General features: G+C 41.7%; 28 protein-coding genes and 1 pseudogene. 27 read left to right on the top strand and 2 right to left on the bottom strand.

Going from position 1 to position 23257, the window contains the following annotated elements; translation table 11 throughout:
- Nucleotides 1–111: 111 nt before the first annotated feature.
- The 24 genes and pseudogenes from ACXACS_RS12320 to ACXACS_RS12205 all read left to right on the top strand — a co-directional run bounded on the left by ACXACS_RS12320 (nt 112) and on the right by ACXACS_RS12205 (nt 15030).
- Nucleotides 112–1005, top strand: coding sequence for an alpha/beta fold hydrolase (locus ACXACS_RS12320; RefSeq protein ID WP_474806942.1), 894 nt, complete (start codon nt 112–114; stop codon nt 1003–1005).
- A gap of 24 nt (nt 1006–1029) precedes the next feature.
- Nucleotides 1030–2121, top strand: a complete 1092-nt coding sequence (locus tag ACXACS_RS12315) for an RNA polymerase sigma factor (protein WP_474806940.1) — start codon at nt 1030–1032, stop codon at nt 2119–2121.
- Between the two features lie 101 nt (nt 2122–2222).
- Nucleotides 2223–2630, top strand: coding sequence for a thiol-disulfide oxidoreductase DCC family protein (locus tag ACXACS_RS12310; protein ID WP_474806938.1), 408 nt, complete (start codon nt 2223–2225; stop codon nt 2628–2630).
- Nucleotides 2631–2742: 112 nt separating this feature from the next.
- Nucleotides 2743–2913 carry a hypothetical protein gene (locus tag ACXACS_RS12305; RefSeq protein WP_474806937.1) on the top strand — a complete coding sequence of 57 codons (171 nt, stop codon included), beginning with the start codon at nt 2743–2745 and terminating at the stop codon, nt 2911–2913.
- An 87-nt stretch (nt 2914–3000) separates the two neighbouring features.
- A pseudogene (locus tag ACXACS_RS12300) lies at nt 3001–3207 on the top strand (GNAT family N-acetyltransferase); the annotation flags it as partial.
- A 101-nt stretch (nt 3208–3308) separates the two neighbouring features.
- Nucleotides 3309–3938, top strand: a complete 630-nt coding sequence (locus ACXACS_RS12295; protein ID WP_474806935.1) for a hypothetical protein — start codon at nt 3309–3311, stop codon at nt 3936–3938.
- A gap of 65 nt (nt 3939–4003) precedes the next feature.
- Nucleotides 4004–4507: a zf-TFIIB domain-containing protein gene (locus tag ACXACS_RS12290; RefSeq protein WP_474806933.1), complete on the top strand. Its 504-nt coding sequence runs from the start codon at nt 4004–4006 to the stop codon at nt 4505–4507.
- A gap of 62 nt (nt 4508–4569) precedes the next feature.
- The gene (locus ACXACS_RS12285; protein ID WP_474806931.1) at nt 4570–5172 is read left to right on the top strand and encodes a GNAT family N-acetyltransferase; all 603 of its coding nucleotides are present in this window, start codon (nt 4570–4572) and stop codon (nt 5170–5172) included.
- 178 nt (nt 5173–5350) lie between these two features.
- Nucleotides 5351–5542, top strand: a complete 192-nt coding sequence (locus tag ACXACS_RS12280) for a YHS domain-containing protein (RefSeq protein WP_474806930.1) — start codon at nt 5351–5353, stop codon at nt 5540–5542.
- On the top strand, nt 5539–6393 hold the full coding sequence (locus tag ACXACS_RS12275) for a DUF1444 family protein (protein ID WP_474806928.1): 855 nt from the start codon (nt 5539–5541) through the stop codon (nt 6391–6393). The genes ACXACS_RS12280 and ACXACS_RS12275 overlap by 4 nt, the downstream gene beginning before the upstream one ends.
- Nucleotides 6394–6460: 67 nt before the next feature.
- Nucleotides 6461–6955, top strand: coding sequence for an AAA family ATPase (locus ACXACS_RS12270; protein WP_474806926.1), 495 nt, complete (start codon nt 6461–6463; stop codon nt 6953–6955).
- A 73-nt stretch (nt 6956–7028) separates the two neighbouring features.
- Nucleotides 7029–7625 (top strand): DUF998 domain-containing protein, encoded by a 597-nt coding sequence (locus ACXACS_RS12265; RefSeq protein ID WP_474806924.1) that lies wholly within the window; start codon nt 7029–7031, stop codon nt 7623–7625.
- A 362-nt stretch (nt 7626–7987) separates the two neighbouring features.
- Complete coding sequence (locus ACXACS_RS12260) at nt 7988–8269, top strand: hypothetical protein (protein WP_039232803.1); 282 nt, start codon at nt 7988–7990, stop codon at nt 8267–8269.
- Between the two features lie 54 nt (nt 8270–8323).
- Nucleotides 8324–8683 carry a hypothetical protein gene (locus ACXACS_RS12255; protein WP_474806921.1) on the top strand — a complete coding sequence of 120 codons (360 nt, stop codon included), beginning with the start codon at nt 8324–8326 and terminating at the stop codon, nt 8681–8683.
- Between the two features lie 510 nt (nt 8684–9193).
- Nucleotides 9194–9595, top strand: a complete 402-nt coding sequence (locus ACXACS_RS12250; protein WP_474806920.1) for a hypothetical protein — start codon at nt 9194–9196, stop codon at nt 9593–9595.
- 141 nt (nt 9596–9736) lie between these two features.
- On the top strand, nt 9737–10306 hold the full coding sequence (locus ACXACS_RS12245; RefSeq protein WP_179983364.1) for a hypothetical protein: 570 nt from the start codon (nt 9737–9739) through the stop codon (nt 10304–10306).
- Nucleotides 10307–10394: 88 nt separating this feature from the next.
- Nucleotides 10395–10781: a tautomerase family protein gene (locus ACXACS_RS12240; protein WP_474806917.1), complete on the top strand. Its 387-nt coding sequence runs from the start codon at nt 10395–10397 to the stop codon at nt 10779–10781.
- Nucleotides 10782–10790: 9 nt separating this feature from the next.
- The gene (locus tag ACXACS_RS12235) at nt 10791–11195 is read left to right on the top strand and encodes an MAPEG family protein (RefSeq protein ID WP_474806915.1); all 405 of its coding nucleotides are present in this window, start codon (nt 10791–10793) and stop codon (nt 11193–11195) included.
- A 150-nt stretch (nt 11196–11345) separates the two neighbouring features.
- Complete coding sequence (locus ACXACS_RS12230; protein ID WP_474806913.1) at nt 11346–11570, top strand: hypothetical protein; 225 nt, start codon at nt 11346–11348, stop codon at nt 11568–11570.
- A gap of 22 nt (nt 11571–11592) precedes the next feature.
- Complete coding sequence (locus tag ACXACS_RS12225; protein WP_474806911.1) at nt 11593–11850, top strand: hypothetical protein; 258 nt, start codon at nt 11593–11595, stop codon at nt 11848–11850.
- A 77-nt stretch (nt 11851–11927) separates the two neighbouring features.
- Nucleotides 11928–12977: a DUF2157 domain-containing protein gene (locus ACXACS_RS12220; protein WP_474806909.1), complete on the top strand. Its 1050-nt coding sequence runs from the start codon at nt 11928–11930 to the stop codon at nt 12975–12977.
- A gap of 146 nt (nt 12978–13123) precedes the next feature.
- Nucleotides 13124–13837, top strand: a complete 714-nt coding sequence (locus tag ACXACS_RS12215; protein ID WP_474806907.1) for a DUF4328 domain-containing protein — start codon at nt 13124–13126, stop codon at nt 13835–13837.
- A 147-nt stretch (nt 13838–13984) separates the two neighbouring features.
- Nucleotides 13985–14860, top strand: a complete 876-nt coding sequence (locus ACXACS_RS12210) for a M14 family metallopeptidase (RefSeq protein ID WP_474806905.1) — start codon at nt 13985–13987, stop codon at nt 14858–14860.
- Between the two features lie 8 nt (nt 14861–14868).
- Entirely contained in the window at nt 14869–15030 is a 162-nt protein-coding gene (locus ACXACS_RS12205) for a hypothetical protein (RefSeq protein WP_474806903.1), read from the top strand.
- 528 nt (nt 15031–15558) lie between these two features.
- Here the strand turns inward: ACXACS_RS12205 and cdd are convergent.
- Nucleotides 15559–15966, bottom strand: a complete 408-nt coding sequence (cdd, locus tag ACXACS_RS12200; protein ID WP_474806902.1) for a cytidine deaminase — start codon at nt 15964–15966, stop codon at nt 15559–15561.
- Nucleotides 15967–16102: 136 nt separating this feature from the next.
- Between cdd and nlpI the strand changes: the two genes are divergently transcribed.
- Complete coding sequence (gene nlpI, locus ACXACS_RS12195; protein WP_474806900.1) at nt 16103–17005, top strand: lipoprotein NlpI; 903 nt, start codon at nt 16103–16105, stop codon at nt 17003–17005.
- A gap of 12 nt (nt 17006–17017) precedes the next feature.
- Nucleotides 17018–18646 (top strand): SEL1-like repeat protein, encoded by a 1629-nt coding sequence (locus ACXACS_RS12190; RefSeq protein WP_474806897.1) that lies wholly within the window; start codon nt 17018–17020, stop codon nt 18644–18646.
- An 81-nt stretch (nt 18647–18727) separates the two neighbouring features.
- Here the strand turns inward: ACXACS_RS12190 and cysZ are convergent, their stop codons facing one another.
- A complete protein-coding gene (gene cysZ / locus ACXACS_RS12185; protein ID WP_334060514.1) occupies nt 18728–19465 on the bottom strand; it encodes a sulfate transporter CysZ in 738 nt (245 codons plus the stop codon).
- 266 nt (nt 19466–19731) lie between these two features.
- Between cysZ and smc the strand changes: the two genes are divergently transcribed.
- Entirely contained in the window at nt 19732–23253 is a 3522-nt protein-coding gene (gene smc / locus ACXACS_RS12180) for a chromosome segregation protein SMC (RefSeq protein WP_474806895.1), read from the top strand.
- Nucleotides 23254–23257 lie beyond the last annotated feature (4 nt).

Raw genomic sequence — 23257 nt, 5'->3', positions numbered from 1 at the left:
ATCAACATCGTCTAGCTAAGCTCTCAGGTAATATTGCCTAAAAAAGTTAGTCACACTTTTGTCGTCTGTGGTTACTAAGTAATAACACTAAGTAAAAAGGACATTAATCACATGACAACTATCAATCAACACCTCGCTAAACACTATCGCAAGTATCAGTTAATTGGTCTGCTAATTGGCTTTCTTGTAGCCAGCTTTTCTATTGCAGCCCAAGAGACCTTTACGGCTTCACAAAAAGGAAAGGGGCCCGCTATTATTTTTATTCCTGGGCTTATGTCAGACAGCTCTGTATGGGACGATTTTGCAGAGCAGTTTGAACAAGCACACCAGGTGCACCAGATATCAATAGCCGGTTTTGCCGGTTCAGCGCCGATAAAGAACTGGTCTATTGACCGGGTAGTGGGCGAGGTAGCCCGCTATATTGCCGACAACGACTTACAAGCGCCACTTATAGTAGGACATAGCCTTGGCGGGTTTGTTGCTCTCAATCTCGCTGTCGATTATCCTCAAGCGGTGGGTAAAGTGGTCTCCGTTGATGGGTTGCCATTCTTAGCACCTATTTTCACCCGTGATCCTCAGACTAAGGCAGAAGATATGCGACAACGTGCTGAACAAATGAAACAGTATTATGCCGCACTCTCGCCAGAACAGGTACGGGAAAGCACTCGCAATGGCGTCTATATCCAAGCTAGGAACGAAGACGCTCAGGAAAAAATATTGGCAATGGCAGAGCGTTCAGATCCACGTACCGTTGGTATTGCGATTAGTGAGTTAATGACCACGGATTTACGGGAATATCTTACGACAACGCAAACACCTATATTGGTTTTAGGTGCAAGTGGCGCATTTTCCAGCGAGCAAGAACATGAATTTGCTGAGCGCTTGTATCAACAACAGGTTTCTCAGGCACCGACAGCAAAACTTTTGATGAATAGAGATGCCAGGCACTTTATGATGTGGGAGTCTCCAGAGTGGGTGGCGTCGCAGATAGCAAGCTTCATGTAATCTAAGGAAAGGAGAGAAGGCAACATGAATACGCTCGCCGCTGATGTTATCGAAGCTAAGACTGGCAATCTCAAAGCGTTTGAACGGTTAATTAATCACACGCGGAATATGGTTAGCAGTTTAGCCCTTTCTATTATTAAAGATGTAGATGCCAGTGAGGAAGTGGCACAGTTGGTCTACATCAATTGTTGGCAAAACCTGAACTCGCTCAAAAGTGAAAATAGCTTTTTACCTTGGGTTAGGCAATCTACCCGCTATACAGCACTTAACTACATAAGAGACAACAAGCTTTCCAAACGTATTGGTGGTGACGAGGCCGATAAATTACTCGCCTCTTACTGTACGCAGGATCAAGAACCTCAAGAGTACTACGAAACTGATACGATGAAAAAAGTGGTAGCACAACTCGTAGACAATCTACCCGAAGAGACAAGAGAAGTGGTTCTTTTGTATTACAGGGAGGAGATGTCCAGCAAGCAAGTTGCTGAACTGCTATCGATTTCAGAAGCTGCGGTACGCAAGAATTTGTCGCGGGCAAGAAAGGTGTTGAAGCAAGATGCATTAACTAAAATGGGAAGCGCCATCTATGCAACGGCACCAGCGGTGACCTTCACCACAATGACGTTGGCAAACCTAACGGTGAGTGCACCGGCTTCGGCTGCAACTGCAACAGGTGGTGCAACTGCAACGGGTCTGACAAAGTGGAATTGGCTGCTGAGTGGCGCGGCTATTGCGTCAGCCTTTGCGGCTGTTGTGGTCTTTCTAAGTGCGCGATTTCCACTTAGGAACATGCACTCCGAGAGCAAAAAGAAGCAGTTGCTCAAACTGCGCAACTTAACCATAGTTTGGATCTTATTAAGCGGTATACTTCTGTCTGCGGCTTATGAATTTACCAAAGGCGCCGCAGCGCCGATTGGTGCTTTTACCGTTTTTTCTGCAGGACTTTATGTTTTGAGTAGACGTTCTCAGTTGCTTATTGAATCTGACGAGGGAGTAAAATCCCGCAGGAGATTTTGGCACCCTAACTTGAGTAGAGCGTGCATTTTACTGGGGGTAGTCGCGGGATATACTGGGCTTTTTATCGGCCTCATCAATAATGGACGGTTAGTGCTCTAGCGCTGGTCCAGCATGTTGTCCTAATTTCGAAGTTTACGAAGTTTAAACAAGACAGGCATCTTTATGTAGTCGCGCAGCGGTATATTATTTGGGCTTATTCATTGAAAGAAAAAGATTTAATTATTTACGATGGAGTGTGTAACTTCTGTAACGGAGCTGTCGCATTCATTTTGAAGCGCGACAAAATGGAACGCTTTATTTTCTCCCCAATGCAGTCAACTTACGCTCAGGAGGTTATAGAACGCTATAAAGTCGATACAGTAGGTGTTGATACTTTCATGTTGGTTAAAAACGGGAAAGTCTTTCTGTGGTCAGACGCAGCACTTGAAATCGCCAAAGATTTAAGTGGTTTCTGGTTTTTGTTCGGCATATTCAGAGTTTTACCAAGAACATTTAGAGACCTGTTCTATAAAGCCTTTGCTCGTAATCGCATCAAGCTTTTTGGTGGTACACAACACTGTCAAATACCCAATAAAAAGGTACTAAAAAGGTTCAAAGGCCTAGAGTAATCGCTAAAGACATCATGTTACAAATTGGTTAAAGCCTTAAGCTTAAAAGTTGACTAAACTAGTTTAAACAAGACAGGCATCTTTGTGTTAGGCATTTAAAAGGAGAGTTTAAATGAATGGTGTTTATCGAATTATTATCGCTCTGTTTCTTCTAGTCGCAGCAATCGCATCTTACAGTATGGGTATTCAGTCAGGTGTATTTCTATTTATCATTTTAGGCCTTGTTCTAGAAGGGGCGTTCTGGTTCGGCATGTTTTCAGCCAAAAGGCGGAACGAAGCTTAGCGATATGTACCGGCACTTTTAGAATTATAGAAGATAGGCACTTTATGTAATATTTAATTATGCCTGTCTTGATTAGTTTTTCATAAAAACTATAGAGGGCTAGGGCTTAGTCAAAAATTATTGGAAAAAGTGGAGTCGATAGCTAAGGAACGTGGTTGCTGTAAAATTACCCTTGAGGTACTGAGCAATAATGATGTTGCTAAAGCGGCGTATAAAAAATTTGGATTTAGTAGTTACGAATTAGACCCAGAGGCTGGCAGCGCTGTTTTTTGGCAAAAAGCCTTGGATGCATAATAACTCCACACACACGGAACACAAAACTAGACAGGCATTTTTACGTAGTGCCTTACATATATAGGATTGTTCTTGAAAAGTCAGAACGCTAAAAGGAATTTATGAAATTTAGAAGCAGAGTTTTATTGAAGTATCTTGGGCTTCTCCCCATCGTTTTGTTGCTTATAATGGTAAGCATCTTAGGTGAAAATCACAGAGCTAAAGAGCTTGTTGAAAATTATCTAGAAACCGTGAAAGTGGGCTTTGAAGCTGAAAAATGCATACCTTTAAACTTCAAGAGTTCAAGTGGCGTCGACCAAAGACTACCCTGTGAAGATCAAAGTTTTTTATTTTTGATTTCCCTAATGAAAACGCTCGAATTAAAGGACTTTAGTAGTGTTGTTTACACGACAGACTTGAATAAATACTGGACTCCTTTTAGCTCAAACAACTTTGTTTCTGTTCACGTTACCTTTGAAAACATAAGCGAAAATACTCTTAGTAACATTATATTCGTTGTTGAACGAGATGGACTATCTTGGACGATTGATAAAATCGATATTAACAATAAAGAACTAGTCAGTGTTTATGAAGAGTTCAAGGCTTTAGACTTATCCCGTTATATAGAAGTTGCTGACGATACTTTAGTGATAAAGAGTAACCATCTGAAAGGAGGCAGCCTGTCTTACATTGACAAGATGGTTATAAAATACAATCTATATAGGTTGAATGAGTTTCTCAAAGATAGCTGATAACCCTACTTTATTAACCAGTTGTATCAAGTCACAATATTAGAAGAACAAAGGTAGACTAAAAAATGAAGTGCCCAAGAACGCAAACACAGCTAAAAAAAGTCACAGTTGGTAAAGTTCCGGTTTATTACAGCAAAGCATGTGGCGGTGTCTTACTCGAAAATCAAACACTAAGTGACTTTGAAAACCCGCAAGAAAAAAGAGGGAATGTGTTAGCAAAGCACCTTAGCCAGTTTCGTTACCAACTCGATTCTTTACATAAACGGGTTTCCTGTCCCAAATGCCCTGATACCGTGATGTTGCGCAGGTTTTATAGCCCGCTTCATGCGGTAGAGATAGATGAGTGCCCAGGCTGTGGTGCAATTTGGTTAGACACTGGCGAACTAGAAAAAATACAGTCATTGATGCTAAATGAAAAAGAGCGCGCACTGTTAAGAATAGAGCTAATGAAGAAGCATGAAAGGATTGAGGTGAAAGGCATGCCTCATACTCATGATAACTGGAACAAACGCGGAGATAAAGTCGATGCTTTTTTTGATTTAGCATCATATATTTCCAACAGTTGGTAAGCAAAAATAAACAGGCATCTTTGTGCTTAGCAACATACAGTCAGAAATACATGGAAAGTGAAATGTGGTTTGAAGATATTGAGTTAGAGTCTGAGAATATAAAGCTCACTCCGTTAACAATGGAACATGCAGACGCTTTAGTGAACGCAGCAAACGACGGTGAACTCTGGAAGCTATGGTTCACCTCTGTACCAAGCGCTGAAATTATTGATGACTATATTACGACAGCACTAGAGCAGAAAGCCAAAGGGCTATCGTTACCGTTCGTGGTTATAGACAAAGCTAGCGGAGAGGTTATCGGCTCAACACGCTTTTGTAATGCTGACCTTTTAAATCAAAGGGTGGAAATTGGTTACACCTGGTACAGCAAAAGCTATCAGAAAACATCATGCAATACCGAATGTAAGCTACTTCTTCTTACCCACGCTTTTGAAAGTCTCGGAGCAATCGCTGTAGAGTTCAGAACAAACTGGCATAACCAAGCTTCACGTAATGCTATTGCGCGTTTAGGTGCAAAACAAGACGGCGTGCTTAGGAATCATCAAAAAATGCCAAATGGTGGTTATAGAGATACGGTTGTGTTTTCAATCATCAATACAGAGTGGCTAGCTGTTAAAGAGAACTTAACTTTTAAGCTCTCAATGCGTTCCAAGTACCTTTCTTGATGAAGTTTGTCCAATATGTGCTGATGAGTTGAACATTACTCAGCGGTTCGGTAGCTGGAACATTGCGTGTGAAAAGTGCGATATGTCGTATTCTATTCGTGAGAGGCGCGCATATTTTTAGCTTTTACAGCAATTACGATATAAGTTGTATCTCTTAACTAGCGACAGAGAAAAAACTATGGAACCCATCAATAAGTTCTGCCCTAGATCTGGCAAACCCGTAAAGCCCGATTCGCTTGCCGAATATAGTGGCTATACCGTTGGATTCTGCAACCCAGGGTGCAGTAGCGATTTCGCCAAAAACAGCGACGAATGTCCAAACGATACTCAATACTTTGATGTGTTAATTAAAGAAAAATATGGAAAATGAAAACATTCATAATAGCGTTTTTATGCTTTTTTATAAGTAGTGTGGTTGCCGAAAGCAATTTAGATGAAAGTGCGTTTACTCAAAGGTATGTGAAGGCTGTTACCACCAAACCAGAGGTTGTGAGTGCGCGAATAAAAGGCCGTCTAGAGGTTGAGATGACTTACAGTGGTGGAGGAACGTCTACCGCATATCTCGATAATGCCTATATGAATTACCTTTCTGACCCAGAAGAGCTCGACGTAATTATAGAAACGTACATCAGTGCGTTAACAAAGAACAGTAATGACGCTAAATCCAACATAGATAAAGCGAATATTTTTCCCGTAATAAAAGATTCAGGTTATATAAACCATATAACTGAATTGATGAGCGAAGGTAATGAGGGTGAGCTGCCTTTCTTTTATGAGAAGCTAAATGATGTACTCTATATTCTTTATGCCATTGATACACCCTCATCTATCAAGTTCATACCGAAAGAAGACATTGCTAACTTAGACGTAAAAGAGGAAGAGCTTAGGGACTTCTCAATGTCTAATTTGATGAACGCTATTGTGTCACTACAAATTAAAGGAGACCCTTCGACCATCTCGATGATTGTGGCCGATGGCACTTACGAAGCGTCTTTTCTAATTTATGATGCGCTTTGGACGAAAGAAAACTTTCCGGTGAAAGGCGATATAGTTGTTTATGTACCCTCTAGAGACGTTGTAATTGTAACGGGTTCAGAAGATACGGATAGTATAGAAACGGTGAAAGGGATAGTGCACAACCCGGAAAATCAGTGGCCTCATTCAGTAACAAAAACTGGGTTTATTCGCAAAGATGAGAAATGGCTTAAGTTTCATGATTAGCTGGGTACACGCTATAGAATAATAAGCGTTTCTCGATGCCTTTTGCTAAGGTAGTAAGGAAAACACCGTGACTAAAATTTTAATATTCGGAAATTCCGGTTCTGGCAAATCTACGCTAGCGCGTCGTTTGTGTGAAATTCACGGTTTAGCACATTTAGATCTCGATACCCTTGCATGGAAACCCACTAGCCCGCCAGAAAGAAAGCCGATTAAAGAGTCGGATCAAGAAATACAGTCTTTTACCGCTTCTAATCAGGGTTGGGTAATTGAGGGGTGTTACACAGACCTTCTTAAGCTAGTAGAGGGGCAGTCTTCAGAAATTATATTTATGAATTTACCCATTGAGTTGTGTATCGCTAACGCGAAAGCAAGACCTTGGGAGCCCCATAAATACGATACCAAACAAGCTCAAGATGATAATTTACCCATGCTGATAGACTGGATTGCCCAATATACAAAAAGAGACGATACGTTTTCTTATACTGCACACCAGCAGTTTTATGAAAACTATAGCGGCAATAAAAAAATGATAACGCAAAATATCCCGCACCAAGCCAGTTAAAACGTTTTTCGGCTTATGAATAGGGGCTTCGCTTAATTACTGTAAGCGCAATAAAATCAAGGAGGACACCCATTTGGATAGCTTTTTATCTTTTACAGGGATAGCGGCATCGGTTTGGATAGTTTTAGGCATTTACATCGCTTCTCGTTTTTATCCAAACTATAGCCATACGAAGCAGTTTTGTAGTGAACTTGGTGCGTTTGGTAGTCCAACACAGAAACTCTCTCCTGCAATCAATAATTACCCGTTGGGCTTATTGTTCGCTCTGTTTGGGTATTACCTTATAAACTCACATCCAGACCATATGCCAACTATGGTTATCGGTGCAATGACAATAATACATGGCATCTGTACTTGGGTTTGTGGCTACTTCCCAATGGACGCCGACCCATATACAACAACACCTTCGAAAAGTTGTAAAATCCATACGTGGTCAGGGCTAATAATGTTAGTTTCGTTTACCGTGGCGCCGCTGATCGTTACTTTTTCTAGCTTCTATGCTTGGCCGCTGAGGATTCTATCTGCATTAAGCGTTATTGGCTGCGTTTTCTTTTCATATAAATTAGCAAAATCCCTTGAACGAAAAACTGTACCAGGGCTTTATCAACGCCTAAGTTACGGCTGCCAAATTCTTTGGCTGTTAAGCTACTCAATATTCATGATTTTATAGAGCCGTACAATGAACACTCGCTTTAAAAGCTCTATCCCTCTAGCTTTCTTATGCTTAGCATCACTTTGGTGGTGGTTTTACTACCTTTCCTCGAACTTTATCAACGACTATGGTGATGAAAAGCACGAGTGGTTGTTTATGTGTTTTTACAGACAAAAGATATTGAATCGTAGCTCGTTTGGGTGTGGCTATTTAGGCGGCTAAACAAGACGGGCATCTTTATGTAGTCTCATTTTTGTATTCGGGGACAGTTTTGATTTTTCAAGTTATGCCTGTCATGTTAAGTAAAAAAACGTTGCCCCATTTTGTTTCAACCGCTAGAGTTTAAAAACTCGCCGCCTACAAAAGCAAGGATGTTATTTATGGTCAAGTATGAACTTCCCGCCAGAATTGTATTATCGCTATTTACTGTCATTCCTCTTTTTTTCGCTTATTCCACGCTTCAAAGCAGTCAGCCATTGCTATTCATTTCAATGCTTCTTGCATCGGTACTGTTTTTGGTAACGCAACTAAACATAAAACAGTTTTTAATGCCTAAACGCCAACCCAATGCCAAATTACTTAATATGCAAAAGGCCTTAGGAACCGCTTCGGTTGTTTTATTGATGTTAAATATTGCGTTCAAAGACATAATGTTGTTCTAGAAGAATTTATTTTTTGCCCAGGAAAAATAAAAAAACAACGCCAAAGGAAGGCCAATGAAGAAGCATTTAGTATCGCTTTTAATCTTTTCAATCCCTTTTATTTGTCTTTCTGAAGAGTTACCCAGTGAATTTAAGAATAACTTAATTTACCTAAAACCAAAACTCGCGGACGGAACTACCCTGACATTTTTTACTGATACTGGTGGTGGTTGGAATGCGATCTCACGAGAGCTCAGCGAAAAATATGGTTGGGAGATAAGCCAAAAAGAATCTGAAAATGGGGTTATCGATGTTACTGATATGCCTCAATTTGCTCCAGAAGCGTCAATCTCCATGGCAGGATTGAATCGGATTAATCAAGACAGGCATCTTTATGGCGTACAAGTACTAATACACGCCTTATTCACGTGTTAACGGTCTAGAACGAAACAAGGAAGTCACATGAAGAAATTACTATTCATAGCCATATTTTCTATTCTTTTGAATGGATGCGACCAAAAGACTCACGTCGACCAATCGCAAATGTGTGTTTATTCAACAGACCAAGAAGCGAAAAGATGCATTAGTGGAGAGCTCGCATATTTTAAGCCCCAAAGGTGGGGCAATGAACAGTTGCCATTAAATGCTGCCGCAGCGTACTGTGATTTCAACCATGAAATTATGTACAACAATTCTGGGGTTATTTGTGTGTTTACAGACAAAAGATATTGAATGGTAGGTCGTTTGGGCGCGGCTATTTAGGCGGCTAAACAAGGCGGGCATTTTTGTGTAGTCACATTTTTGTATTCGGGGACAGTTTTGATTTTTCAAGTTATGCCTGGCATGTTAAGTAAAGTTGTTTAAAGTATGGCTGGCGCTCATTCTTCGCTAAGTATAGCCATGCATTGTCCTTTCTTTATGGAGCATTAGGGTTACAGGGAAAGTATGTACAAATCTGGTCAATATGTCCTAAACAAAGGGTTAAGTCCTTTATCTAGAATATTACTCGGTAGTATTACAGGGTTGTTTGGTGTTGTTATGATTTTAATTGCGCCAGAAATGAGTAAGCCAATCGGAATTTATGTGTTTGGTGCTTTCTGCTTAACCATTTTTGTAATGTGTATCACTACTGGAAAGTTACGTAATTACTTAGGTCGAGTAATTGGGTTAACTGTATTTGGGTTATCTATTTGGTATTTACTAGGGCAACTCGGAAATGGTGAGTTAATATCAGGCAAGAGATCTGAACCATCTTTATTCAATGCGATATTATTCTTTTTCGCTTTTGGCTTTCCAGGTATTTGGTTTGCAATTAAAGGTAAATTTCCAATTAGAAATAATAGGTAACTACCGAGTGAGCGTAACACTAACAAACATCTTTTAGCACCATTGCGTTAGCTAAACAAATGAGTAAACAAGACAGGCTTGTTTCGCTACAAAGTTATAAATTTTATACCTGTCTTATTCGCACTCAACATAAGGATTTAAATGGCACTGCACTTACTTTGGGATGAGTTTAGATCTTCCTTCGTTAAAAGTTTAGAAGCTTTACCTGTTTCCCAATTCAATGAGTCTTGGAAGACATCGAGGAATCGTACTCGCCTTTATGAGGATACTATTTTAGAGCCGCTTTCTCGTAAAATGGGCTTAAATTACAAAAAAGAGCTCTTCAAAATCGACTATACATTTTGTCGAAAATCTAGAAATGGAACAGATGTTCCACTGATTTTCATTGAGTCGGAAAATGTTGCGCTCGACGCTGAGCACGAAATGAGAAAGTTATGTTGCCTTTCAGCCCCGCTAAAAGTGCTAATTACTTGTGCAGAGTGGAGTGATATACCGGGTGAATGGAAAAATGGTGGTTATAAAGAGCTTTTAACCAGAAGGTGGTCCGAAATGATTTCTGCACACAATTCAATTTGGCCGCAACCTGCATTAACTGGAGTGCTAATAGCAGAGGCGTTAAATGAACGTTTGCGTTACTACAGCATACTTTTTGGTCCAAATGGTTCTATAGAAAAAGAAAGTGAAATCATATTTGAGGTTAAACTGCGTTAAAGTGAAAAAATAAAATACTCGAAATAGAACGGGTATGAAAAATAACTAAAACTCCGTTAGCAATACAATAAACGCAAAGGACGGCAACGTGATCGTAATCTATGGCATAGACGAACAATTAAACCCAATAAAACGCAAGCTTTCAGATGTTATTCATTCATGTATGCAATCAGTCTTGGGCTTACCCGAAAATAAGAGAGCGCATCGCTTTGTGCCGCTGTCAAAAGACGACTTCTTTTACCCTGATGGTAGAACCGAGGCATACACAGTTATCGAAATAAACATGATGAAAGGGCGAGAAATACACACGCAAAAGTCTCTTATAAAAGCATTGTTTAAACAAATTGAGCTAGAGTTGGAGATTTCACCCGTAGATATCGAGATTACGATTAAAGAACAAGAAAAGTATCAGTGGGGTTTCCGCGGAATGACAGGTGATGAAGCCCTTGATTTGAAGTATAAAGTGAACGTGTAGCCCATTAATATGTCCAGTTTAATACTTCCACTATTTACGCATGTACTTCTTTGTACTGTACTTTACGCATTACTCACTATAGTTCGCGCACCGGTTATATGGGGTGTGGGGCAGGGCAAAGATGGTTCAAACCCTTTCAGCAATATTCAGCTTAAAATCAGCGCGAACCTAAGCAATCAATTCGAGTGGCCAATATTTTTTTACATTGCCAGTGTGTTGCTTATCGCAATGGATGAGCCAATAGACAACGAGCAAATCTACTTGGCTTGGGTATTTGTAATTGGCAGAGTGTTGCACAGCATTATTCAAATATTTACCAACAATATTAGATTGCGTGGTATGGTGTTTACCATCAATTTTGTCGCTGTGTTGGCTATGTGGGCCTTGATTTTTATTGGTGAAATTGGCTTGTAGTCTCGCCATTAGACGAACCAGAGTGCCGAGTAAAGGGCGTCGTTAGCGACAAAATTATTAGACAGCCACTATTTAATAACGGCACCATTTAGTAAAAGCACTATTTAACAAAAGCACTGTTTAATAAAAGCAACAAAGAGCATTAAAGTTATGGAAGACGTTTTAGAACCACTGGGCCGCTTTATACTTCGGATATTCAAATGGATAGTCGTAGAAGCTATCATTGAGTTCGTTATAAAAGGGATAGGGCATATAGTGCTCAAACTTCTAACCTTTGGCGAATATCCGCGAGTGGGCAGAGACGAAGGAAGGACCTTCGCTGTTGGTTTAGTTAGCTCAATAGTTGTTTTTGTTTGCCTTGTACTGCTTGTTTAATATTTGGAAAAAGGATATTTACATGAAAATGGAAAAGTGGGCAAAAACGCGAGAGAAAGGAAAACAGCGCTTCGTTTTAGTTAACGGTGTTTTAGGGTGGGGCGTGTCTACAGCCATCTTCTGGACCCTACTAATGGAATTTCTTGACCCATTAGAAAATATTTGGGTACGCCCAACCATTGCTTTAATCATCCTTCCCATTGCAGGTATCGCTTTTGGCCACTTAACGTGGAACAAATCTGAGAAGGCTTACGAAAAAGCGACGAGTAATACTCTGTAACTTCTCTAGTCTGGCTTTTTGCTTATAACCCAGTAAAGTAAAAGTTCTAATTTCTACAAGCTAACTCAGAGAAGTACATGGAAGTATCGAAAGCAAGTATTCAAAAAGCAGTAGCGAAGAATATCATCTCTGAACAGCAGGGCATTGACCTTTACAGCTTTTTTCAGGCAGAAAGCCAGCATACTCCCGCTTTCACCTTTACCCACATTCTCTATTACTTGGGCGGCCTTATCGCTATTGGCGCCATGACTTTGTTTATGAATTTAGGGTGGGAACAGTTTGGGGGGCTGGGGATAATCTTCATATCATTGCTCTACGCTGGTGTAGGGATAAAGCTTACTAACTCTTTAGCAAATAAAAACCTTATTATTCCTGCCGGTATTTGCGCAACCTTTGTAGTGTGTTTAACACCGCTTGCTATCTACGGTTTTCAACAATGGCTTGGCCTTTGGCCCGAGAACGATGCAGTCTATCGTCAGTTTCATACACGCGTTAAATGGCTGTGGTTGTACATGGAACTTGGCACATTGGTGACCGGCATGATAGTCGCTTGGCGGTACAAGTATCCATTTTTGATAATGCCTATAGCAGTAACACTGTGGTACATCAGTATGGATGCTGTCATGCTTTTCATCGACCAAGACGATATATGGAACTCTCATACGTGGGAATTTCGCGCACAAGTATCTATGTACTTTGGCATACTCATGACCTTATTAGCTTTTTGGGTCGATATACGTTCAAGGCACACTGCCGACTACGCATTTTGGTTATATTTATTCGGCGTTATTGCGTTTTGGGGCGGGCTTACTAGCCAAAACTCAGACAGCGAACTTTCAAAGTTTTTCTATTTTTGTATAAACCTAGTCATGGTTGGGCTAGGCGCATTATTGGTTCGGAAAGTCTTTGTGATATTTGGTGCGTTAGGCAGCTGTTTCTATTTAGGCCACTTGGCCTCGAATGTGTTTAGAGACAGTTGGCTTTTTCCTGTTGCGTTAACGGCTATTGGTTTAGGTGTGGTGTATGTAGGAATATTGTGGCAAAAACATGAAGTTAAGATTACGCGCAAAGCCCGTAATGCGTTGCCAAAGCCGTTTCAGGAGCTTTTAGAGAACAGGCTCAGGTAAAACGCTTAATTAAAAGCTAGTTAATAAATAAACGCTATTTAATTGTGACAAAAGTAGAAATCGAATAATAAACATAAACAATAGCCTCAATAAAAGCAGATAGATTAGCTTGGTAAAGTGGCCTAGACCCAAGGTAGTAAATAGAAATGTCAGATAAAAAAGAAGAATTCAAAGACCCTACAAACCTTATGGCGTGGATTAAGTACTTTCTATGCTTTCAAGTTGTCCTTTCGTTAGTCGCTATCTGCTCAAATTTAATGGAGTACCAGCTTTTAACAGACTTCCAGAACGGCGTTTATTTTAGCCAAGAAATGGCGGTGGCCGATGCAGAAGCTAATGACATGAGACAGGCCGTTATCGCTTTTTCTTACCTTGGTGTGTTTATCGTTTCTGGCATTTTAATTTTAAAATGGATTTATCAAGCAAATCAAAATGCGCGTCAACTAGGTGCGAAAGACATGGCGTTTTCACCGGGCTGGTCAATAGGTTTTTATTTCATTCCCATTGTTTCGCTATGGAAGCCCTATCAAGCGATGAAAGAAATTTGGCAGGCTAGCCAAAACCCATCAAATTGGTCAGAAGAAAAAGTGAGCTCAATCTTAGGCATTTGGTGGTTCTTTTGGATCGCTAACAGCATAGCGGGGCAGGCGGCATTTCGATTGTCCAGAAGAGCGGAAGAAATTTCTGAAATTATGAATGTGAATTTGGTCTCACAGGCTTCAGAAGTTATCTCAATTCCTCTAGCTCTTGTTACGTGGTTATTGATTAAAAACGTTTCTAATGTGCAGCTAGCAATTCGCGAGCGAGGTGATGAACAGCCTGAAACTAACGAAGTATCGAACCTAGAACCAGCAAAGTGAAGTTGACCAACTTTTTATTTCGTTAGAATAACGCAATACCCGCTGATAGCGGGTATTTTTTCATAAAGGTACTTTAAAATACTTATTATTGATTAACCTAAAACGTTCTGGCTTACTAGTGCGTTATTTTCCAATGAGTTTTTAAGTATGTCGTTAAAAAAGAAAGCGTTAGCCGGTGTTCTTGTTTCTCTCTGTTCTGCGTTTAGTCTAAACGCGAGCGCAAATGAACCTTATGAATTGATGGGCGTGACCACCCAAACGGGTCAGAAAGCGTCCTACCTTGCTACAGAGAAAAGCATAACGCTGCCGGTGACGGTTATAAACGGAAAAGATGACGGTCCAGTACTGCTACTTACCGCCGGTATTCATGGTGATGAGTTTCCGTCTATGTATGCCCTACAACAACTTCAGCAAAACCTTGATCCTAACGAGATGAGCGGTGTGTTGGTTGTACTGCACTTGGCAAATTTAGATGGGTTCCATGGAAATAGAATTGCGTTAAACCCTAAAGATGAGAAAAACCTGAATAGGGAGTTTCCAGGGAGCGCGGATGGCACACCGACAGAACAAATTGCTGAGTTGTTAACCAGAGAGTTTATTGGCAAAGCTGACTTTTTAATAGACATGCATTCTGGCAGTGCAAACCAAACGTTATTGAATCATGTGTATTCTCCTTTTGTGGGCGACGAAGAGCTTGACGCTTTAACATTTGAATTCGCGAAAGCAACTGGCATGCAGCATATTGTCATGTATGGCGACCGCCCAAGAGATCCTAACAATTCAATTTCTTACCCTAACACAGCGATGACAAGAGGAAAGCCTGGCCTTACTACCGAAATAGGGCACTTAGCGCAGACAGATGAAGAGTCTGTAGCGAAAGCGCTAGAGGTGGCTGAGAACGCTATGTATTTTCTAAAGATGTTGCCAGAAAAGTCAAAGCCGCATCCTGAGCCAATTATTTACGAAACCATTAAATACCCTAAAAGCTCGAAAACCGGTTTTTTAAGGCTTCAGTGGAGATAGGCGATGAAGTGTCAACTGGGCAAGACATAGGTAAGGTCACCGACTATTTTGGAAATCTAGTTGAAACCCTCAAATCGCCTGTTGATGGCACGGTGATGATGGTTAATCAAATGCCAGCCATTAAAGACGGTCAGTCTGTAATGGCTATTGGTATAGAAAAATCTCAATAACATCGTTGATAAGTAAATAGGCTGAATGATCTAATTCGCCTACTCAATCAAATAAATGTTAAAGTTAAATTATAAAATTGTGATTAGGGAATAACATGGACTTTCTTTTTAACGTATTGATTTGGGTAGGCGTGGTTATCTTCGCCATTTTTATTATTGGCTTTATGGCAGCAGCGAAACTAAATAAGCGCCAAAATGAAAATAATGATTAGAGGACTGCTAAGCTTGCTGTAGAAACTGCAAGGGCAATTGTAGAAAAACAATAAATATTTTCACCCCTTTTATTCAGTTCCTTCGTTCAGTGAAAAAAGGGGGAACAATATGCAAACAACAATTTTACCAAGCGCTAATCCACAACATCTGATACAACACAGTGTATTGTCTTTTACAAAAGCGCCTTTTGCAAAAGCGCCTTTCCACAAACGGGCTATAAATGTTGCTTCTATTGATGCTTAGAAACGTAAAAACGAGGCTGGTAGATTTAAAAACTGCCTGAGCCTCGTTTGTTGCAAGGTATGGTTAGAAAACCTATTTGTCTAGATCGTGCGCCCTAAAGGCATTGGGAAGTAATTCACCAATTGTGGTTTCAAATTTCTCTCCGCTTTGACTAACCATGGTTACCGGAGTTTCATCTGGTGCGAACTCAGCAATTTTTTGTCTACAGCCGCCACACGGAAAACAAAATTCATCGTTCGGGCTGGCAATAACAATGTGTGAGATGCGTTTTTCACCTTGTGTAACCATATTTCCGATGGCCGTGGCTTCGGCACATTGCCCTAGTGGGAAAGCAGCACTTTCTACGTTACAACCAGAGAAGGTTTCGCCACTAGGCGTAAGTACCGCAGCACCAACTTTAAAATTGGAATAGGGTGAATGAGAGTTTTTCTGTGCGTCAAAAGCAAGTTGTGATAGTTGTTCTAAATTATTTTTCTTCATAGCTACCTGTGTTAACCACCCAATACGCTTTACTTTTATCATCAAATGCGAGAAGGTTGGCGGCATTAGCGCCGCAGACAAGCGTATATTAAATGCTCAGGCGGTTTTTTCTTTTTTTATAGAATGCTTTTTTACCATGTGCAGAAACGTTAGTCTCATCTTTTTTTCTCTATTCGCTGCTATTTTAACCGGTTGTGCGCAAACACCCCCTGCTTCAGAAAGACCACAGATGGGGAATTTGCTTTTGGCCGAGCCTGCACCTGTCAACCCTCGTTCAGAGATGGCAATCGCACGCTATAATCAAGTGCTAACTAGCCCGGCGCTTTCAGATGAAGATAAAGCTGAACTTCATTTTCAACGAGGCATGCTTTACGACAGCGTAGGCCTTGCAGGTTTAGCGCAGTTCGATTACACCCAAGCCATTAACTTAAAGCCTGATTTAGCTGAAGCCTATAATTCTATGGGTATTCATTATATCCAGCAGAGTGATTTCATTCAGGCTTACGACGCTTTTGACTCTACTATTGAAATTAATCCAGAGTACGATTTCGCGTTCTTGAACCGTGGCATCGCGCTTTACTATGGCGGTCGCGCAGAACTTGCGACTAACGATCTTAACCGCTTTTTTGAAAAAGATAACAGCGATCCGTTTCGTGCGCTGTGGGCTTACTTCGCTCATTACGATGTTTCAGAAGTGGAAGGCCAAACTTACTTAGCGTCTATTCGTCCTACGCTAGATAATGAGCATTGGGCAACTTCGCTGGTGGATTTATTCCTAGGTACTGTCGATGAAAACGATGTACTTAACTCATTGCTTAACGGTGTAAAAAGCCAAAAAGCGCTAACTGACCGACTATGTGAAGCGTATTTTTATTTAGGTAAATTTCATTCCCTACGCGGAAATAGCGGTATCGCGTCTAATTACTTCAAGCTTGCGCTAAGTACAAACGTGTTCGACTATGTAGAACACCGTTACGCAAGAATGGAGCTTAACCGTTTGCGTGATCAAGCTAGCAACGATGTAGTTAGCGAAGAGTAAGCGCAAAGCATTATGCGAGGCTTATTTTTAGCAGTCTTCGCACTGCTTATCGTTGCGGGCGATAGCGGGCGCTATGCTCCTCAACTTATCTCGAACGCTATTAGCGTGCTATTACCATCACATCAAAATGAAGATGGTGTCTTATTAGAAGGTGAGGAAACTGGCACGTTTGAAAGCGTTCAGTCTAATGCTATTGCCCCAGATAGCGGTAATACTACCCTTAAAAATAATCCAAGAGATAACGCGCTAGCGCTGCTTTGGCTCGCTGCAAAGCAGGGTAGTGACACTGCCCAAGCCTATATGCTTGAGATATTTGAGAGTGCATATAACAACGGCTTTTCCTCTACAGATTCCATTGATCAAGAGACAGCGACCTACTTTCTAGAGAAGCTTGTTAATCTAGAAAATGCTGACGCTGCGTGGTTGTTGTACCAAATTTTAGGCGAAGAGGGGGCTTCAGAGCGTTTTATGCGCTTAGCAGCGCTTGGCGATGTTGCTGAAGCGCAACTAGCCTTTGCAATGTCTACCGATTCGCCAGAAAAGCGAGAAAAGTGGCTGATACGCGCAGCCTCGCAGGAATATTTGCCTGCACAGGCTGCACTGGCCGATTGGTACCTACTTCACGGTCAACAGCAGTTAGCTAAGCCTCTGCTGGCAGCTACAGCAACCTTAGACATGCAAAGTGCGTTTAAGTACGCAAGGCTTTTGTGGGACGAGGGCGAATTCTCAGAAGCTAAATCGCATTTTAAATTTGCAGCCCAAAAAGGCCATCAACAAGCGGAAAAAGCACTAGAAGCCATCAAACTTTATTCTCCGTATTCAGTGGCGCAAGCAACAAGGCAATCTGGCGCTTTTGATTGGGAAGGTAAAGCAAATTGCCTGCAGCGTGTTCAACCTTTCGCTACAAGTTTGGCGACCATCATGCGAGCGCACGAACTTTATCAGTCATATAACGACGATTCGCGCCTTGAAAACCTTTCTATTTGTCTAGCCCCGCCTATTTGGCTTAAATCCGATGTGCTGGAATGTAACGATAACTATAAAAGGGCGGGTATCTTGGGTTGCAATATTACGCCGTTAGCCAATATCGCCAAAAAGCGTAAATTTAGCCATGCAGTAGTGGTGGCCGAGCAGGGTAAAGCGAACGTTCAAAACGGTGTAATGTATTTAGATATTAGTGACGCTTATTCAGTATTCGTGCACGAACTTGCGCATTTTGCTGGCTTTGCAGATGAATATCCAATTGGCAAGGGTATGGCAAACAAGCTGTGCAATGAAGATGGAATTGAAGGCTTTCTACCTCCCAACGTAGTGGTAGATACTGAGTATTGGTATGCACCGCATGAAACGGTAGAGAATTGGCTATCGATAGACCCCGCAACGATTATCGCCCGCGCTAAAACCTGTTCAGTGTTGGGGCTTAATAGCTACAAACCTAGCCGACGTATTACGTTCATGGAACACCACGATAGCGGCGTGATCCCGCCTTTATATCTGGTCCTTTGGCAGCACCAGCTTGAAAAGCAAAATGCGCAGCGTCCCATCTCAATGAATTTCTTCCAGGCTTTCCACAATAGCGGTAATCAAAAAGAGGCGGCCCACTGGCTAGCTGAGTACGAAGCATTTACCGGAACCAAATAAGCAGCCGCGCACTCTTTTTCGATAACGCCATAGTTCTATTCAACAACCACCTTCACAGGTACTGCAACGGGTTATTTCTCGCTACCCTCGAAGCGTAGGCTTCAGCTCTCTTACCCACATAGATGTGGCACCACAAATTGCTACCGGCATAACAATGAAGTTCACCACTGGAATGAGCGAGAATACGTTTACCATCATGCCAAAGGTCATTGCTTTTCCTTTGTGTTCGCCCAGGTGCAAGCGCATTCGAGTGAAATCTACCTTGTGATTATCATAAGGGTAGTCGCAATACTGGATAGCCATCATCCAGGCGTTAAATAAGAACCAAAGTACTTGCCCAATAATAGGTAGGAAAAAGAACAGCAATAAAAAACCGATGGCGCGAGGTAAATACCAAATAAGTTTAGTCAGTTCGCGACCTACAGTGCGCGGAATGTCTTTTACCAACGACATAACGCCTTCATCACCTAAGTCTTGGCCCGTTAAATGACGCTCAACCTTTTCTGATAACACGCCGTTGAAAGGCGCGGCAATCCAGTTGGCTAGGGTGCCAAAAATAAGTGCGAAAATAAGTAATACGCTTATAACTGCTAAAGGCCATAAGAAGAAACTGATAGCCGTTTTTATCCAGCCTAACCATTCTGGTACAAGGTCGATAACATAGGCTATGCCCATTTCTATTTGGCCAAATAAGAAATAAAAAGCAACGGAAAACAGAACAAGGTTAATAGTGAGGGGCACAAACACGAAACGCTTTAGCCCTTTTGTCTTTATAAGCGAAAAGCCTTCAAAGAAATAATGTACACCACCTGAACTCATTCATACTCCTTCGCGTTATTTTAAACGCTTTGTTTATTAACTATTTACTCTATCATACGCACTTGGCGCGTTCTGTGCCTAACTCGCTGAAATGGTAATTGTTACAAGCTGTTAGTTTTGGTAGAGTCGAAACATAATAACAAAAGAACCTTCTGTGTGATTACATCATTTCCATATCATCCGCTAATTCAGCATCCCACCAAGGGGTATTGGGCTGAAGCTTTGACGATTTCGTCCGGCAATTCTGTATATCAGAGGGATGATGCGTGAGGCTTAAGAAGATAAAGCTTGCGGGCTTCAAGTCCTTTGTTGAGCCTACTACTATTCCGTTTCCCGGGGAAATGACTGCCATTGTTGGCCCGAACGGCTGTGGTAAGTCTAATGTTATTGATGCTGTTCGCTGGGTATTAGGTGAAAGCTCAGCGAAGAACCTACGCGGCGATGCAATGACAGACGTGATCTTCAACGGTTCATCTTCACGAAAACCCGTGGGGCAGTGTAGCGTCGAACTTGTTTTCGATAACAGTGCAGGGCGGATCGCGGGCGAATTTGCTAACTATAACGAGCTGTCTGTTAAACGATTAGTGACCCGAGATGCCACGTCTACTTACTTCCTCAACGGTACCAAATGTCGCAGGCGAGACGTTACCGATCTGTTTTTAGGAACGGGGTTAGGCCCACGTTCTTACGCCATTATCGAGCAAGGTATGATCTCACGGCTTATCGAATCTAAGCCACAAGAACTACGCGTGTTTATTGAAGAAGCTGCGGGTATTTCAAAGTACAAAGAGCGTCGCAGAGAAACAGAAAATCGAATAAGGCACACGCAAGACAACCTTGAACGCTTAAACGATGTGCGCGATGAACTTGGCAAGCAGTTAGAAAAATTACAGCGACAAGCTGCCGCAGCAACCCGCTATAAAACGTTGCGCGCACAGGCTCGTGAGTTAAAAAGCCAGCTTGCGGCGATTAGATTTCTTAAAAATAGCGAGCATATTGAAGTGCTGCAAAAACAGCAGCAAACACTGCAACTAGAAGTTGATGATTTAAATGCCAGGCTACAAGGTGATGAAGCCGGACTTGAATCGTATAAAACTAAACAAGTTGAGACCAAGCAAGTCATCGATGATCTGCAGCAGCAGTTATTCACCACAAGCAATGCAATAACGCGATTAGAGCAAAATGCCCTGCATGCTAAACAGCGACAAGGGCAAATAGAGCAAGAATTAACGCGAATCAACGAACAGCATGAATTGCTAAACCACTCTATTGATGAGGCACAGGAAGCACTTGCCGTATCAAACGAGGCGCTTGAAAACATTGAACCAGAGCTTGTACTGAAAGAAGCCGAGTTGGAACACGCAAAAGCGCGTTTTGAAGAAGTTGAGCAGGCGCTTAGAGAGTTTAACGTAAAAGCACGTGAACAAGAGCAAACGTACAACCAGCTTCGACAAGACGTGCAACAGTGTCATAGCCAAATTCAGTCCACAATGAGTATGCAGCTTCGTACATCTCAGCGTATTAGCGAACTGCAAGACGAGCTAAAACAACTCGATGACGAAGATTACTCAGATCAAATTGCATTACTAGATGAGCAAGCAAACGAGCTAGATTTTGATATTGATGAAGGTAAACAGGCGGTTCAAGCAGCTAGCGAGAAAGTGCAAAAACAACATGCTGAAGTGCAAACCATTGAAGCAAAACGACGGGATGCGCTGGGTCAGTTGCAAACCGCCCAGTCAACCAAATCTGCATTAGAAGCGCTTCAGCAAGACGCCTCTAGCTTCGAAGATATGCTATTAGAAGGAATAGAAAAGCTTTGGCAACAATTTAGCTCAAGCCAAAAGCTTGCACCCTGTATAGAGGCTATATTACAGCACGCAAAAGATCCTGTTGTCGCAAAAAGCTACCCGGTACAAGAACTTCTTAAAAACAAAGCGCGTCTGCCCACCGGCATAAAGGTATACACCGAAAGCGTGTTTGTAACTTCGGCAAAAGCTGGATCTTTAGCTAATGCTTTATTAAGTGACCTTAGCGGTAGCCACACTTCACCGGCACGGGTTCCCGCATTTTTTGATGACATTTACCTGTGTGAAGACGATAAAGACCTGACAAGCAAGGTGGAATACTTAGCTGATGACGAGATGAAAAGCGATGGTAATGGCTTTTCTAGCGCAATTTCACCTACAGGCCTGTGGGCAAGCCGCAATTGGGTTGTTAAACCAGGTGAGGTGAATGACGGTGCTTTGCAGCGTGCTAACAAGATTAAAGCACTTACAGATGATATTGAAGCCACTGAAAATCTCATTGAAGAAGTTGAGCATTCCATTGAGGAAGCGAAGCAGGCTCTTGAAACAAGCGAAGCTCAAAAGCATACGGCTCAAAACGCCTTAGCTGAAAAAGAAAATCAACGGGCTCAGATTAAAAACAAGCTCTCTTTACTTGAAATGCAGCAAGAGCAGCAGTCTACTCGCAGCGCTAAACTCAATGATGAATTGGCAAAACAAGAGTTAATGCTTGCTAAAGAAGAAGAGCAGTTAGCGCAACTGTCTGAAAAATTAGAACTTCAAGAAGCGCAAATCCTTGAATATGAAGTGCACATTGATGAAGTTAACACCAAACGTGAAGAAAATGAGCGAACTACGTCAGAATTGCGCGCCTCAGTCGATTCATTAACGTCGCAAAATCATGAGCTTGCGTTAAAAAAGCAGCAGTTTGAAAATCATCAAAACTTATATAGCCAGCAGGTTACGCGTAACCTTGAGCAGCGTGAAGAATACATAAAAAACAAAGAAAGATTGCAAAAAGAGCTAGCGCATCTTACGTCTCCGGAAGAAATTCAGGAAGCAGAACTTCAGTCTCTGTTAGAAAATAAAGCGGAATTAGAACAGCTGAAAAGCGCTAAACAGCGCAGTCTTGAAGATATAGAGCAGTGGTTACGAGAAGCCGAAAAAGGGCATCAGGCTCTAGGTAAAGACATTCAAACCCGACAGACAAACATCGATAAACTTAACATCGATATTGAAGGGTATCGTGTACGCGCGAATACGATTTTAGAGCAGCTTGACGAAACACAGCAGTCACTGAAAAACATTCTAGAAACCTTACCCGAAGACGCAGAAGAGAAACGCTGGCAAGATGACCTTGAAAAAACGCAGGCTAATTTGCAGCGTTTGGGGGCAGTGAACTTAGCTGCGGTTGAAGAATTTGAAACCCAGTCAGAAAGAAAATCTCATTTAGATACACAGCACAACGACCTTACTGAAGCCCTAGAAACGCTACAATCGGCCATTCGGAAAATTGATAAAGAAACCCGCACGCGCTTTTCAAACACTTTTGAGCAGGTTAACGAAGACCTTAAAATGTTATTTCCTAAAGTCTTCGGAGGTGGGTCAGCATACCTAGCACTTACCGATGATGACCTATTGGAGACCGGGGTGACGATAATGGCTCGCCCCCCTGGTAAGAAAAATAGTACGATTCACCTCTTAAGCGGTGGAGAAAAAGCATTAACCGCTTTATCATTGGTGTTTGCTATTTTTAGATTAAATCCAGCACCATTTTGCTTGCTGGATGAAGTAGATGCACCATTGGATGATGCAAATGTAGGGCGCTTTTGTAACTTAGTGTCAGAAATGTCACAAACAGTGCAGTTTATTTATATCACCCACAATAAAATAGCGATGGAAATGGCGAGTCACCTAACCGGTGTTACTATGGCGGAACCTGGCGTTTCACGTATGGTAGCGGTAGACGTTGACGAAGCTGTAGCCTTCGCAGAAGCATAACAAA

The organism is Alteromonas sp. AWM4_230, from assembly GCF_056158305.1.
This window is presented reverse-complemented; position numbering and strand designations above follow the sequence as displayed.